This is a genomic window from Pseudoalteromonas sp. LC2018020214, from assembly GCF_016598755.1.
Lineage (GTDB): Bacteria > Pseudomonadota > Gammaproteobacteria > Enterobacterales > Alteromonadaceae > Pseudoalteromonas > Pseudoalteromonas distincta.
The window spans coordinates 453,926-468,388 of record NZ_CP066804.1; the positions used below are offsets into that span (position 1 = coordinate 453,926).

Genomic DNA, 14,463 nt, shown 5'->3' on the forward strand with positions numbered 1-14,463 from the left:
AATTTATAAAATAGAATTTGACTCACGTGTATTTGTATGTGAAATTCCATATATTCGATTTTTCGTATATTCACTTGGTAAAGGTTGAGTTATAAATGTCAGAAGTTAATGGGTTACCAAATACAAATAAAACACATAGCGTTGTTCCACACACTAAAAATTTTAACGTTAGTTTTTCTGAGCACAAACCTAAAATTTTATTGTTATATGGATCATTAAGAGCGCGTTCTTATAGCAAGTTGGTAATAGAGGAGAGTGCACGTTTATTAACGTATTTTGGTGCTGAGGTTAAAATTTTTAATCCTGAAGGTTTACCTCAAACCGATAGTGAAGATGAATCACACCCTAAAGTACAAGAGTTACGAGATTTAATGCTTTGGTCAGAAGGGCAAGTATGGTGCTCTCCAGAACGTCATGGGTCAATGACGAGTATATTCAAAAACCAAATTGATTGGATACCACTCAATTTAGGTGGTGTAAGGCCAACGCAAGGTAAAACACTCGCAGTGCTGCAAGTTTGTGGTGGATCGCAATCATTTAATGTAGTGAATCAACTACGAGTATTAGGGCGTTGGATGCGTATGGTAACAATACCAAATCAGTCCTCAGTGCCACAAGCTCATTTAGAATTTGAAGAAAATGGGCGCATGAAACCCTCTCCACTTTATAATCGGATTGTTGATGTTATGGAGGAGTTGATAAAATTTACTTTGTTATTACGAGATCAAAAAGATTACTTTGTAGATCGTTATTCTGAACGTGTGGAATCTGCAGAAGAGCTTAGCCAACGCGTTAATCAAAGCTCTATTTAGGACAGAACAATGGGATTATTTGAACGTTATCTTTCTGTGTGGGTAGCCTTAGCTATTACTGTTGGTATTGTAGCTGGTTCTATAATGCCAAGTGCATTTAGCTTAATTGCTGGTTTTGAATATGCCCATGTAAATATTGTAATCGCAGTACTTATTTGGTTGATGATTTATCCAATGATGGTGCAAATTGATTTTTCATCAATTAAATATGTAGGTAAAAAACCAAAAGGGTTAGTGCTCACTATCGTTATTAATTGGCTTATAAAGCCCTTTACTATGGCGCTACTAGGCTGGTTATTTTTTAAGGGTATTTTTGCCGATTTTGTTGACCCACAAACAGCTACAGAATATATAGCTGGTATGATTTTGTTGGGTGTTGCGCCATGTACCGCTATGGTGTTTGTGTGGAGTCAATTGACAAAAGGCGATGCTAATTACACCTTAGTGCAGGTATCAATAAATGACATAATTATGATTTTTGCCTTCGCACCTATTGCAGGGCTATTACTTGGTGTGACTGATATTACTGTACCTTGGGATACACTGTTATTATCGGTGGTATTGTATGTACTTATCCCGCTGGTAGCCGGTGCTGCTACCCGTAAAAAGCTTGATAAAGAAGATGACCATACGTGTTTAAATAACTTTTTAAAGGTAATGAAACCTTATTCTATTATTGGCTTACTCGCGACAGTAGCGCTATTGTTTGGTTTCCAATCGCAGACATTAATAGAAAAACCAGAGGCAATAGTTCTTATTGCAATCCCGCTTTTAATTCAAACTTACGGTATTTTTGCGATTGCTTATATTGCAGCTAAAAAAATGGGGCTTGCACATAATATAGCGGCGCCTGCATGTATGATTGCCACTTCAAACTTTTTTGAGCTAGCTGTTGCGGTTGCTATTTCATTATTTGGTTTACATTCTGGGGCTGCGCTTGCCACTGTGGTGGGTGTGTTGGTAGAGGTCCCTGTAATGCTAAGCTTGGTATACTTTGCAAATAAAACCCGCCATTGGTTTAATTAAGGCGGTATGCAGCATAATCTCTGCTGGCATACTTTTTAAAATGATCTGTCGATGGCTTTCATCTATTTATAGAATGAAGGGCATAGCTGTTTATTTTTGTAAGCTCTCGTTTATCTGAGTGTTTTTTGTTTAGTGCTATTAATAAACGTTTAAACTTAGTTTGCAGCCTTGTGCTTCTATAGATATTGAACAACACTTTAGTTATTAATATAACGAGTGGCAGGCTATGCAAAAGAGTAAACTCTGGCTTTTAAAGTACTTCAAAGGTATCTCTTTTGTTTTGTTTTTGGTGATACTTATTAGTTTTAATTTCATTTTAAATGATGCATTACATCAAAAAGCACATGTTTCTGGGCAGCAGTTTGTTAAACGCGTTTATGAATTAAATTTATCTCCCTCTATAAATAACGAAGTGTTGGTCGCATTAGCTAAAAATGAAGGCTTTAAGTTAGAGGTGCAAAATTCTTCAGATCACTTTAGGAACTTAGTAAATTTAGAACGCGAAGTTTTTACTTTTAAAACGTTAAGTTTGAGCCTTTATCACTATCCAGTGTGGGTAACACAAAGCTACTTATTTATATTTTTGAATCTGATTATATTAGGCGCTGCTAATTGGTCTTATCGCTGGTGGAGCCTGTTAAAAGTAAACCGTAAAGTAATGCTTAAAAATACAGTTATACAGCCGACTAAAATTATTCAACAAAGGCATAAAAATACTCAACTAATCGAACAGGCAAAAAAATGTGATTTAAGTTCTTTGTATGGAGTTAATACTGCATCACATAACTTATTTTTACTTATTGAGTGTGATTGTAGCTTTGATAAAAAAACGGATATAGAAGCCAATTTTAAAGTCTTAATTACTAAAAAATTAGCCGAACTTAAAGGTGTGTCGGTAAAAATACTAAACTCTAATTACTTAGCGGTTACCTTACCAAACATTTCTATTAGCGAGTTGAATAGCTACGTTGAAAAGCTTCATAAAAATGTGTTTTTAATATGTCAAAATCATCAAAAAAATATTACTCATAAAAATATTAAAATAGGTGCGTGTGATTATCAATTAGGCGCTGATCAAGTGGCGGTTTATAAGTTAGCAAAATCAGCACTCGCGCTATCACAAAGCAGCCTATTGCAGCATTGCCACCGTTTAACGTTAAATCACTGCCAAGAAAAACACCTCTCTAGCAAACAGGTTATAGAAAACATTAAAAAGAATAAATTTATATTATTCTTTCAGCCTGTATTTGAACTCTCTAGTGGAGATATCCTGCAGCATGAAGCTCTTATTCGGGTTAGGCATAGCCAACTTGGTTTACTGGCCGCTCGTTATTTTATTAAGCAGGTTTATAGTGATCAAGACGCTTTAATATTAGATAAAGCTGTAATAACACAAGTCAAAAAGCTAATGCTCAGTGAGTCTTCGGCTTTAACAGTTAGTGTAAATCTACACCCTAAAAATTGGTTTAATACTGTATTTTGGGAGTGGTTAGCCAATCAAATGGCAGAGCTTAAGTTAAATACTAAATTACAATTTGAAATAAGTGAGGCAGAATTTTTTACTCATAGAGAGTCGATAACTCATGCATTTAATGTTATTAAAAAAGGGCATTCACATATTGTGATTGATAATGTAAAAAGCAGTGAGAAAGTAGCCATGCTAGTTGACTATAACCAAGTATGTGGGCTTAAGTTATCTTACGAACTGGTTCATTTATTAGATGAAAAAACTCAAAATCAAAAGAAAATAAAAAGGATAGTCGAAGCCGCTAGTCTTTTAAGTCTACCCGTATACGCGGTGGGCGTAGAGACTCAAAAAGAGCTACTTACGCTTACCAAATTGGGGGTGGTAGGAGCTCAAGGTTTTTACTTTTCAGAGCCGCTTCAAGAGTTTACGCAAGCGGTATTTAATTAAGATCTAGATTAACCCTCTATATTTAAGCCCATTTAATCCTTGAAGCCCGCCGGTATGAACAGCAATAATTTTACTCCCAGATGGGAAATAATCTTGCTCAATAAGCTGCCACAATGCATACATCATTTTTCCGCTATAAATAGGCTCAAGTGGCAGATTATAAGTGCGGCCCATATCTTGGCAAAACTGCCATAACTCAGGTGAAAACTTACCATAACCCCCATCATGAAACTCTGTGAGTAACTGCCAGTTAGTTTGGTTATTAGCTCTAGCGCTCAGCTTTTTTATTTCTTCACTTAAGTATTCAGCTTGTTTTAATACCGCTATACCAATAACTTGTGTTGTTGAAGCACTGCCTTCTATTAGTCCAGCAAGCGTGCCACCACTACCTGTAGGACAAACTAAGTAGTTATGTTCGGGTAAGCTTTGTACTAACTCTTGACACCCTAATAAAGCATGTTCATTTGTACCACCTTCAGGGATGATATAAGCGTTTGGAAAACGCTCTTGCAGAACATAAAGGTATTCGGTGTCGTGACGTTTTCGATATTCTATACGATTAACAACATGTAGGTTCATACCACAATGTTTTGCAAACTGAATTGTTGGATTGTTGTTATCAAGTTCTGGTCCGCGGATAATCGCGTGAGTTTTTATATTAAATTCTTTTCCCGCAGCTGCGCAGGCGTGAATATGGTTTGAAAATGCACCACCAAAAGTCAGAAGTTCTGTCTTATTTATCTTTTGCATGTACGCTAAATTATATTTTAATTTACGCCATTTATTGCCACTTATTAACGGATGAAGCAAATCATCACGTTTTATACCTAAATAAATATTTCTCTTTTTTAGAAACGAGCTATCTATTTGTTGTATTTGGCTATTTTCATCTATTTTGAATGTTTCATGCATTTTTTTGGTTTTCAATTTGGCAAAGTAGTTAAAATGTACGACACTTATTTCATACATAATTAACATTAGTAGCTATATGAAAGAAAAGCTGTTTTCGTGGTTAAATCGTAGTTTAGATCCAAATACAGCTATTGGTGTTGCAACTTACGCAGATACTGTTAACGCAGTATGTTTAAAAAAACAAAGCGACCAATGGATGGTTCACAGTTCTCACAGTGTTAATGTGTCTGAGCAAACTGATTATACCGCTGCAATTGTTGCTTGTACAAATGAGGTTTCTACTGATATTTGTGCCGTTAATTTAGTTATACCGCACTATTTTTATCAAATAGTGCAAATGGATAAACCAAATCTCAGCGATGAAGAAATAATTCAGTCACTCCCTTGGACTACAAAAGATTTAGTTGATATAGCCCCTGAAAATATTGTGGCTGATTTTATTGATTACCCAATAACACTCACAATGCAAAGCAGCAAAATGAATGTATTTATTACTAATAAGCTGCAGCTGCTTCCGTTTATAGACAGCTTTGGACAGACCAAGCCCGTTTTACGTGCAATGACCTCTGAGGAGATGGTGTTAGTCACCTTGTTTGGTACGCATAAAGAGGCACACATGCTGATTGTGCAGCATGCTAGTCATGAGCCTCGAATCTTAATTATTCGTGATGGGCAATTAGTTTTAGCTAGGCGATTAAACGGTTTTTTAGGTATTGCTGATAAAGATCAAAACCAAGAGTTAGTAGATGCGTTAGGGTTAGAAATTCAGCGTTCGATGGACTTTTTTGAAAGCCAGCTCAAGCAACCACCAATTCGCAGCATTCAGTTACAGTGCGACGATTTATCGTCATTAACTCTTAGAGCTGGCCTTGCAGAGTTTTTACAAGTAAAGGTTGTAGATTTTGAGCCTAACTTAGAACTAGCGCAGCAATTAGAGCCAAATTTTTATTATGCACTCGGTGCAGCCTATCAATTAACAGATCCTGAGTCTGTGCTATGAAAACCCGGATTAACTTTTATCATAAAACCCTTCGAGTGCGGCGAGACCCAGTCCCTTTATCGGGAATGATTACGTTGTGGTTAGGTGCGCTATTAATCATTGCGATCACGTGGGCTTTTTATAGTTATAAAACATATTCTAATAAGCTTGATTTAGAACAAAATAAGGAATACCTCAAGCAAGGAAAAGCTCAGTTAGAAGTTGTAAAACAGCAGTTAGCAGAGAAGCAAAATAAAGCACTATTTATTAATGAGCTAAAAACACTTCAGCAAGAGGTTTTGCATAAGCAGCAAATATTTACCTATTTAGAGCTAAGCACAGATCAATCTGCAACCGATTACGCTCAGGTAATGCAAGATTTGGCAAAGTATCACGAACCTAACATTTGGTTGACCCACATTAAGTTTGCAGGGAAAAGTGTGACGCTTCAAGGGCAAGTATCGCAGTCAAAATTTTTACCTATTTGGTTTAGTAATTTAAAACAATCGTCATTTTTTATTGATAAAGAGTTTTCAGTTTTAGAGCTTTCGACGCAAGGCGGTGTGAGTAAATTTAACGTAGCGACAGACCTTAGTGATGAGGGCGATAGACCATGAGCCAAGAAGCAATTAGCCCGAATAATAAAAGCAAAGGTTGGCCATTGTGGGTCAAATATAAAACACAGTTTGCATCGCTACAAAAACGTGAGAAGTATTCCACCTTATTTGTTGGTCTGTTTATAGTGATTTACCTCGGTCTCTGGTTTGTTATTTTTCCACAGCAAGATGAAGTTGCCAATATACGTTCAAAGCACAATATAACGCTGCAAGAGTTGCAGCAGATAAACACACAACTTTCTATGTTAAATCAAGCACTAAACTACGACTACACTAAGGTTTTACGCGGGCAAATTGCACAAACTAGAGACGAATTAGCCGAAATAAATAATCAACTTAGTAGTTTTAGCCAAGGCTTTGTTGCTGCTAAAAATGTACCTGCCGTTTTAAAAGATTTGCTCGTAGATAGTAGCGATGTGAAAGTAAGTAGCTTTAATGTCAAACCAGCACGAGCTATCGATGTAGAAAAGCTCGGTGAGCATGATACGCAAACATTATTTTTTGAGCATCAAATGGTGGTTACTTTACAAGGCAGTTATTTCAACTTACAAAAATATTTAGCTGCATTAAAAAACAATCAAAATAAGTTATTAATACAAGAGTTTAGTTATCAGGTACTAGAGTACCCTCAGGCTGAATTAACTTTACAAATTGCTACAGTGAGCGCTAATGAAAAATTTATCGCGTTATAGTATTTGTACTTTGGCTCTTTACATTATTGCGCCGAGTGCGCTTGCGCAACTTCGCGATCCGACTCAGCCAAATATGTTCGTGAGTAACAATAGTCCCACTAAGCAAAGTACAGAACTTAAATTGCAATCTATTATTAAAAACAGTACAGCATTTAAGGCTATTATTTCTGGCCATATTTATCGAGTGGGTGATGTTGTAGACGATTTTCGGGTGCTAAGCATTAACTCAAAACACGTTGTGCTAGCAAATGATGATAAACAAATAAAATTAGAATTATATGACTATGAAATTAAAAAATAATTTATCTCACCCGTGGCTTGTTCTCTTATTGCTACCTACGTTTTTAACGGCTTGCCATAGCTTTAAACCAGGTAAAGAGATTAAAACGCATATAAAGCAAGAGTTAGCAGAAAAACCAACAAAGCCTAAAGTCATTGCGCCTCTACAAATGCCAAGCGAACTTACACAAAGCTTATTGTCATCTATAAATAATGAGCAAACTATAAGTGATGATTTATCTATCAAGCGTTTTGATGTTGCTGCAAATGATGTTGAAATAGGCGCTTTTTTTGCAGGCTTAACAGACGATACTCCTTTTAGTGTTGCTGTACACCCAGAAGTAAATGGCACAATTAGTTTAAACCTAAAAAGCGTTACGTTTAACGAAGTCATTGCTGTTATTAAGCGTATGTACCCTTTAGATATTGTAAATGAAGGGCGAATTGTACAAGTATTACCAGCCAAAATGCGCACAGAAACGATACCTGTAAATTATTTGATGATGCAACGTCATGGTCAATCTACAGTGAGTGTTGTTGCTGGTGGGGTTAGTCAGTTTGCACAAAGTGGCAATGGATCGAGTAGTTCAAATTCAGGCAGTGGTAACCAACAAAATAGTAGCTCTGGTGGTGACAACCAAAGCTTAGATTTAAATGGCTCTCGAATCCAAACAATTAATAAAAATGATTTTTGGCAAGAATTAGAAGTTGCTCTTAAGTCCTTAATTGGCGCAAGCGATGGGCGCTATGTTGTTGCAAGCCCACAAGCTAGTTTGGTTACAGTAAATGCATTGCCCAGTGAAATTAGTCAGCTCAAAGAGTTTTTACGTCAAAGCCAAGAAAACCTGCAACGCCAAGTTATTCTAGAAGCAAAAATAATAGAAGTAACTTTAAAAGATGAGTATCAACAAGGAGTTAACTGGGAGCGTATAGCCAGTGGTTTAGAAGGTGGGATTTCGTTTGCTACAACAGCGGGTTCTACAATTAGTAATAGTATTTCGGCTGCAATTGGCGGAGCGTCATCGCTAACCATTCAAAAAGGTGACTTTAACGGGGTTATTAATTTGCTAGAAACCCAAGGCGATGTGCAAATGTTATCCAACCCTCGGGTTACGGCTACAAACAATCAAAAAGCAGTTATAAAAGTAGGGCAGGACGAATATTTTGTTACTAACGTATCAAGTACGACGGTAACAGGTACTGCTACAACTACCTCGCCTGAGATAGATTTAACACCGTTCTTTTCTGGTATTGCCCTTGATGTAACGCCGCAGATTGATAAGTATGGCTCAGTCATTTTGCATGTTCACCCTTCAGTAACTGAGACAGAGGAGCAACTAAAGGTAATTACTTTAGACGATCAACGTTTTGAGTTACCTCTAGCGCAAAGCAACATTCGAGAGTCAGATACCGTTATTCGCGCTCAAAGTGGCGAAATAGTGGTTATTGGTGGCTTGATGCAAACGTCAACTCAGGATGAAGAATCTAAAACACCGGTGTTGGGTGATATCCCGCTATTTGGCAATTTATTCAAAAGTATTCGTAAACGCCAAGAGAAAAAAGAACTGATTATCTTAATCAAACCAACCGTTGTTATGCCCGACACTTGGAAAAAACAACAAGGTGAAAGCCGTCAGCTTTTAAAAACATGGTATGAAAACTAACTATGTATTTAAGCTTTTTTAATTTAAGTGAAATGCCTTTCACGTTAACCCCTAACACACAATTTTTTTGTGCGCTTGAGCCGCACCACGAAGCGATGCAAGTGTTAACAACTGCCATTGAAATGGGGGAGGGGTTTATTAAGGTTACCGGTGAAGTTGGGACTGGTAAAACATTGCTTTGTAGAAAGTTATTAAACCAACTTGAGCCAGATTACATTGTGGCTTATTTACCTAACTCTTATTTAAGCCCAGAAGAGCTTAGATGGGCGATTGCAGTTGAGCTGGGCATGGATGTAGATAAAGCATTGGATCAACAAGCACTAGGGCAACTTATAAATCATCATTTACTCGACTTACAAGAAGACAATGAGCGCGTAGTACTTTTGATAGATGAAGCGCAATGCTTGAGCTGGGAGACTCTAGAAGCGCTTAGATTATTTACAAACTTAGAAACAGAAAGCGAAAAGCTGATTCAAGTAGTGCTATTTGGACAACCAGAACTTGATGAAAAACTGGCAAATAATAAAGTAAGGCAGTTACGCCAACGTATCAGTTTTTCGTATAAATTAAGGGCGATGACTGGCGCAGAGGTTGTTTATTATATTAATCATCGCTTACAAGTTGCAGGGTACAATCGGCCTCCTTTATTTAATAATAGTATGGGGCTTAAGATTGCCAGAGCAAGCCGTGGTATTCCTAGATTAGTTAATATTTTATGCCACAAAGCACTATTACAAGCGTACGGTGAAGGATTAAATACAATAACAAATCGCCATATTCAGCTTGCCATAAAAGATACTGAAGACTGTGCAAAATACCGGACAGGCCAATATTGGAGTTACAGCGCGTTAATGTTTAGTGTTTTAGCTATTGCTGCTATATGGGTTTGGAGGCAGTGGTTATGAGCGTTATAAATAATATGCTTAAAAATATTGAGCAACGTGAAGCTAAGCAAGTAAGTATTCAAGAAGGTGTAAGCGTAAAGCCAATATATGATGTAAGAAACATTGTATTTAAAGCCGTAATTTTACTTATTATGCTAAGTGTTATTTTTTTAGCATACCTGTATTTACCTACCGCCGACAAAAAAGAGACCCAACGTGAGCCTGTATTACCACAGCAAAAAATGGTTGCGGTTATAACCTCTAATTTATCTGACTCCCAAGATAAAAAAAGCACTGCAGAACCTATGGTTGAGCAAGAAGCTGTGAAGGCAGTTATACCAATTGAGCAGATAAAACCAAAAGTGAATGATTTAGCTGAACCCAAGTTGAGTGAAGCTACATTATTGGTTTCTCAGCCAGTAGTTGAGCCGGTTGTAATTGCCGAGGTTAAACAAAGCTCTGCACTAGCTAATAATAAAGAGTTAGCCGCTAGCGAAGTTACTGTGAGTAAGCCAAAAATTACGCTAATGACTAAAGCTAAGCCTCAAAATACTATGATTAAAAGCGTGGCAGAAGCTAAGTCGCCACAGGCTTTATTGGTTGAGCAATTAGCGGCAGCTAAGCAGGCAATACAGTTTGGCTTATACAACGAAGCTATAAGTGATTTAAACGTGATTTTAGCGCAATCGCCTTTACATGTTGAGGCTCGAAACTTACTGGCTGCAACTTACTTTAAACAACAAGATATAAATTCTGCACAGCAGGTTTTGCAAGCGGGTATTCGCCAAAATCCTAACGTACTTGAATGGCGTGTAATGCTAAGCAAAATTCTTATTATGCAACAACAGTATGAAGGGGTATTGCTGCTTTTAAGTGATGAATTTGAGCCTCAAGCGAATCTTGATTTTTGGGTGCTGCAAGGGACTGCCGCGCAAAGTGCAAGTAAGCACCATAAAGCACTTGAAAGCTTTAAACATCTTACAAAGCTTCAGCCTAGTCAAGCCAAGTGGTGGCTTGCACTTGCAACCTCAAAAGATGCACTGGGAGAATATCTGGATGCTAAACAACTTTACAAAGTAGCTCTAGATTTAGGTGGATTAAATACTGCTATGACTCAGCATGCATTACAGCGTTTAGTTGCGCTAAAGGAGGCCGTATGAGACCTAGTTTAAAAATGCGCTTAGGCGATTTACTTGTTCATGAACACATGATCACCGAAGCGCAACTAAGTGAAGCATTAAATGTTCAAGCAGCGACAGGTCGTAAATTAGGTTCGACACTTATTAGCCTTGAGTTTATTAGTGAGCCACAACTGTTACGCTTTTTAGCGCAGCAATTACAGGTACCTTTTTTAGATATATCACAGCGAAAAATATCACATGATGTATCTAAGCTTTTATCTGAAGTATATGCGCGTCGTTACAGAGCATTAGTAATTGAAGATAATGGTGACTCTGTTTTAGTCGCGATGAGCGATCCTGCTGATTTAAGGAGCCTTGATCAACTTGCGACTATGCTTGCTCCTAAACGAATAGATTTAGCTGTTGTTCAAGAAAGCCAAATTATGGCTGCGTTTGACAACGTGTATCGCCGTACAGATGAAATTACCAACTTTGCAGCACAACTTCATGAAGAATATCAAGACGTAGAAGAGTTTGATTTAAATTCTTTAGGTGATGAGACATCAGATGCAACCGTTGTAAAGTTACTGCAATCAATATTTGAGGATGCTGTACAAGTTCGTGCATCCGATATTCACATTGAGCCAGATGAAGGTTTGCTTCGCATTCGTCAACGTGTAGATGGCATATTACAAGAGCACACTCTTAACCAAGTAAAAATAGCATCGGCATTAGTGCTACGTTTAAAGCTTATGTCGGGATTAGATATATCTGAAAAACGCCTCCCTCAAGATGGCCGGTTTAATATAAAAGTGCGCAGCCATAGTATTGATGTGCGTTTATCTACCATGCCGGTTCAGCATGGTGAATCAGTTGTAATGCGCCTGCTTGACCAATCCGCAGGATTACTATCATTAGATGAAACGGGTATGCCTGTACACATATTAAAACGTGTGCGCAGCATTATAAAACGTCCCCATGGGATGGTTTTAGTTACCGGGCCAACAGGTTCGGGTAAAACAACCACACTATACGGTGCACTAAGTGAGCTGAATCAACAAGAAAGTAAAATTATTACAGTAGAGGATCCTGTTGAGTATCGTATCGGTCGTATTAACCAGGTACAAATAAATAATAAAATAGGGCTGAGCTTTGCCAGTATTTTACGGACCGCTTTAAGGCAAGATCCTGACATTATAATGGTTGGCGAAATGCGGGACCAAGAAACCGTAGATATTGGCTTAAGAGCTGCTTTAACAGGTCATCTTGTGTTATCAACTCTACATACTAATGATGCAATCACTAGTGCTATGCGGCTAATTGATATGGGGGCACCGGCTTACTTAGTGGCAAGTTCACTGCGCGCTATTATTGCCCAGCGATTAGTAAGGCGAGTATGTAATGACTGTAGAGTACCGTACTTGCCAGATCATCAAGAAATAAGCTGGCTAAAATATTTAGGCGAAGATGTTACTGAAGCTCAATTTTCTAAGGGGCAAGGTTGCACAGCATGTAACCATAGTGGTTATAAAGGGCGTGTAGGTATTTTTGAGTTGCTCGAAATGGATGATGCAATGATGGATGCATTACGAGTTAACGACACGCAAGGTTTTGCAAAAGCCGCTAAAAATAGCGCGAATTTTTCGCCGCTCTCAACAATGGCATTAAACTACGCCAAGCAAGGTGTTACCTCTTTAGATGAAGTATTTAAAGTGGCTGAATATATCCCAGAAATAGTAGGGGATATTGATGCAACTATATAGCTACAAAGCTAAAGACAGCAAAGGTATGTTGGTTAAAGGGCAATTAGAAGCGAGTAACCAAGCTGGCGTAGCTGATAGTTTAATGAAGCGTCAATTTATACCAATATCAATCTCTTTAGTTGAAACAAAAAATAACATCAAAATTTTTGATAATTTATTTGTCGAAAAAATAACGCTAGACGACATGATTATGTTTTCTAGGCAAATGTATTCGCTATTAAAAGCGGGTATACCAATTATACGAGCAATGGTTGGGCTGGCAGATACAACGCAAAATAACAAATTTAAAAATGTACTAATAGAAGTTACCAAGCAGCTTGAGCAAGGCCGCGACTTATCCAGTGCAATGGCGATACATAACGAGGTATTTAGCCGTTTAACAGTATCAATGGTAATGGTTGGTGAAGGCTCTGGACGATTAGAAGATGCGTTTTATCAACTCGCTATTTATTTTGAGAAAGAACAAGAAACCCGAAAGCGTATAAAAGCAGCTATGCGCTACCCTACTTTTGTTATTTTGGCTCTAGTAGCGGCTATGATTATTTTGAATATTTTTGTTATTCCTACCTTTGCCAGTATGTTCGAAAAATTTGATGCTGAATTGCCATTAATGACTCAAATATTAATTGGCACTAGCAGCTTTTTTGTTAACTACTGGTGGTTATTGTTGGTAATGGGGATTGGTTCTGTTTTTGCTTGGAGGCGTTATTTAAATACAGAGCTTGGACGCTTTAAGTGGGATCAATATAAATTAAAAATTCCATTTATTGGGGATATTTTAAAACGGACATTGCTTGCGCGCTACAGTCAAAGTTTAGCTATGGTATTGCGCTCCGGTGTGCCTATGACCACTGGTTTATCACTAACAGCGCATGCCGTAGATAACAGCTATATGGAAAAAGCGATTATTACTATGCGCCAAGATATAGAAAAAGGCGATAGTTTACTCAGAGCCTCAAAAAGTTCTCAGCTGTTTTCTCAGCTTGTATTACAGATGGTAGCGGTAGGTGAAGAAACGGGCCGGGTTGATGAGCTACTTCAAGAAGCTGCTGATTATTATGAGCGTGAAGTTGATTATGACTTACGAAGTTTAACCGCAAAAATAGAACCTATTTTAACTGTGTTTGTTGCCATTATGGTGCTGATTTTAGCATTGGGTATTTTTATGCCTATGTGGAACATGATGTCGGCAATCAAAGGTAATTAAAGTGAACACAACAATAAGTTACTCAAAAGGTTTTTCATTATTTGAGTTAGTTATTGTTGTTATTTTACTGGCAGTAATTTTGAGCTTTGCTATACCTCAATATATAGGTATTAAAAATCAAGCGCATAATGCAAGCGTTGACGCTATAGCAGGTAGTTTCTCATCAGCTGTTGGCATGGTTAGAGGACAATGGGAGTTAGAAGGTAGGCCAAACAGCAGGTCAAACAAAACATTTGTTAACTATGCAGGGGTAATAGTTGGTGTTGATGGGACGTTAGGTACACCAACAAGCGATGAAACAGAAAAAAAAGATACTCGTGCAGAAGTTATAAATGCGAATAAATGCCGCCAAGTTTTAAATATAATTTTACAAGATGCACCCAGTAGTACATTAAGTAATGAATTATCGATAATAAAAAGTGTAAGTTTTTTAGTTAGGTACAATGCAGAAAATTCGCAATGCGTCTATTATTTAACTCACACCATTGATGTTAAAAGTATACCTACCAATACAGGGGAAATATCAGGTCTAACAGGTTTTTCATACTTTGCTAAAACAGGCAAAGTAAAAATATTTAAAAACTAAGTAATT

At 37.5% G+C, this 14,463-nt stretch carries 14 protein-coding genes; 13 read left to right on the forward strand and 1 reads right to left on the reverse strand.

Annotated elements, in window-relative coordinates:
• Nucleotides 1-95: 95 nt before the first annotated feature.
• The 3 genes from arsH (at nt 96) to JG479_RS02025 (ending at nt 3,753) form a co-directional block, all read left to right on the forward strand.
• Nucleotides 96-812, forward strand: a complete 717-nt coding sequence (gene arsH, locus JG479_RS02015) for an arsenical resistance protein ArsH (protein ID WP_039485802.1) — start codon at nt 96-98, stop codon at nt 810-812.
• Between the two features lie 9 nt (nt 813-821).
• Nucleotides 822-1,838: an ACR3 family arsenite efflux transporter gene (gene arsB / locus JG479_RS02020; RefSeq protein WP_200219824.1), complete on the forward strand. Its 1,017-nt coding sequence runs from the start codon at nt 822-824 to the stop codon at nt 1,836-1,838.
• Nucleotides 1,839-2,064: 226 nt separating this feature from the next.
• Complete coding sequence (locus JG479_RS02025; protein WP_200219825.1) at nt 2,065-3,753, forward strand: EAL domain-containing protein; 1,689 nt, start codon at nt 2,065-2,067, stop codon at nt 3,751-3,753.
• A gap of 3 nt (nt 3,754-3,756) precedes the next feature.
• On the opposite strand, the gene JG479_RS02030 is transcribed toward JG479_RS02025, so the two are convergent.
• A complete protein-coding gene (locus JG479_RS02030) occupies nt 3,757-4,665 on the reverse strand; it encodes a 1-aminocyclopropane-1-carboxylate deaminase/D-cysteine desulfhydrase (protein WP_200219826.1) in 909 nt (302 codons plus the stop codon).
• 76 nt (nt 4,666-4,741) lie between these two features.
• Between JG479_RS02030 and JG479_RS02035 the strand changes: the two genes are divergently transcribed.
• From JG479_RS02035 to JG479_RS02080, 10 genes are read left to right on the forward strand one after another with little or no spacing between them, the layout of a single operon-like run.
• Nucleotides 4,742-5,665 (forward strand): hypothetical protein, encoded by a 924-nt coding sequence (locus JG479_RS02035; protein WP_039485798.1) that lies wholly within the window; start codon nt 4,742-4,744, stop codon nt 5,663-5,665.
• Nucleotides 5,662-6,261: a PilN domain-containing protein gene (locus JG479_RS02040; RefSeq protein WP_234047864.1), complete on the forward strand. Its 600-nt coding sequence runs from the start codon at nt 5,662-5,664 to the stop codon at nt 6,259-6,261. Before JG479_RS02035 ends, JG479_RS02040 begins: the two co-directional genes overlap by 4 nt.
• Nucleotides 6,258-6,953: an agglutinin biogenesis protein MshJ gene (locus JG479_RS02045; RefSeq protein ID WP_200219827.1), complete on the forward strand. Its 696-nt coding sequence runs from the start codon at nt 6,258-6,260 to the stop codon at nt 6,951-6,953. Before JG479_RS02040 ends, JG479_RS02045 begins: the two co-directional genes overlap by 4 nt.
• Complete coding sequence (locus JG479_RS02050; protein WP_039485790.1) at nt 6,931-7,254, forward strand: agglutinin biogenesis protein MshK; 324 nt, start codon at nt 6,931-6,933, stop codon at nt 7,252-7,254. Before JG479_RS02045 ends, JG479_RS02050 begins: the two co-directional genes overlap by 23 nt.
• Nucleotides 7,238-8,896, forward strand: coding sequence for a pilus (MSHA type) biogenesis protein MshL (mshL, locus tag JG479_RS02055; RefSeq protein ID WP_200220312.1), 1,659 nt, complete (start codon nt 7,238-7,240; stop codon nt 8,894-8,896). The genes JG479_RS02050 and mshL overlap by 17 nt, the downstream gene beginning before the upstream one ends.
• Before the next feature lie 2 nt (nt 8,897-8,898).
• On the forward strand, nt 8,899-9,801 hold the full coding sequence (locus JG479_RS02060; RefSeq protein WP_200219828.1) for an ExeA family protein: 903 nt from the start codon (nt 8,899-8,901) through the stop codon (nt 9,799-9,801).
• Nucleotides 9,798-10,940, forward strand: a complete 1,143-nt coding sequence (locus tag JG479_RS02065) for a tetratricopeptide repeat protein (protein WP_200219829.1) — start codon at nt 9,798-9,800, stop codon at nt 10,938-10,940. The genes JG479_RS02060 and JG479_RS02065 overlap by 4 nt, the downstream gene beginning before the upstream one ends.
• Nucleotides 10,937-12,664 (forward strand): GspE/PulE family protein, encoded by a 1,728-nt coding sequence (locus tag JG479_RS02070; RefSeq protein WP_200219830.1) that lies wholly within the window; start codon nt 10,937-10,939, stop codon nt 12,662-12,664. The genes JG479_RS02065 and JG479_RS02070 overlap by 4 nt, the downstream gene beginning before the upstream one ends.
• The gene (locus tag JG479_RS02075) at nt 12,651-13,871 is read left to right on the forward strand and encodes a type II secretion system F family protein (protein WP_200219831.1); all 1,221 of its coding nucleotides are present in this window, start codon (nt 12,651-12,653) and stop codon (nt 13,869-13,871) included. The genes JG479_RS02070 and JG479_RS02075 overlap by 14 nt, the downstream gene beginning before the upstream one ends.
• Nucleotide 13,872: 1 nt before the next feature.
• Complete coding sequence (locus JG479_RS02080) at nt 13,873-14,457, forward strand: pilus assembly FimT family protein (protein WP_200219832.1); 585 nt, start codon at nt 13,873-13,875, stop codon at nt 14,455-14,457.
• The last annotated feature ends 6 nt before the right edge of the window (nt 14,458-14,463 follow it).

Coding starts and splice junctions, on each gene's coding strand:
- arsH (WP_039485802.1), top strand. CDS start 96: ATGTCAGAAGTTAATGGGTTACCAAATACAAATAAAACACATAGCGTT.
- arsB (WP_200219824.1), top strand. CDS start 822: ATGGGATTATTTGAACGTTATCTTTCTGTGTGGGTAGCCTTAGCTATT.
- JG479_RS02025 (WP_200219825.1), top strand. CDS start 2,065: ATGCAAAAGAGTAAACTCTGGCTTTTAAAGTACTTCAAAGGTATCTCT.
- JG479_RS02030 (WP_200219826.1), bottom strand. CDS start 4,665: ATGCATGAAACATTCAAAATAGATGAAAATAGCCAAATACAACAAATA.
- JG479_RS02035 (WP_039485798.1), top strand. CDS start 4,742: ATGAAAGAAAAGCTGTTTTCGTGGTTAAATCGTAGTTTAGATCCAAAT.
- JG479_RS02040 (WP_234047864.1), top strand. CDS start 5,662: ATGAAAACCCGGATTAACTTTTATCATAAAACCCTTCGAGTGCGGCGA.
- JG479_RS02045 (WP_200219827.1), top strand. CDS start 6,258: ATGAGCCAAGAAGCAATTAGCCCGAATAATAAAAGCAAAGGTTGGCCA.
- JG479_RS02050 (WP_039485790.1), top strand. CDS start 6,931: ATGAAAAATTTATCGCGTTATAGTATTTGTACTTTGGCTCTTTACATT.
- mshL (WP_200220312.1), top strand. CDS start 7,238: ATGAAATTAAAAAATAATTTATCTCACCCGTGGCTTGTTCTCTTATTG.
- JG479_RS02060 (WP_200219828.1), top strand. CDS start 8,899: ATGTATTTAAGCTTTTTTAATTTAAGTGAAATGCCTTTCACGTTAACC.
- JG479_RS02065 (WP_200219829.1), top strand. CDS start 9,798: ATGAGCGTTATAAATAATATGCTTAAAAATATTGAGCAACGTGAAGCT.
- JG479_RS02070 (WP_200219830.1), top strand. CDS start 10,937: ATGAGACCTAGTTTAAAAATGCGCTTAGGCGATTTACTTGTTCATGAA.
- JG479_RS02075 (WP_200219831.1), top strand. CDS start 12,651: ATGCAACTATATAGCTACAAAGCTAAAGACAGCAAAGGTATGTTGGTT.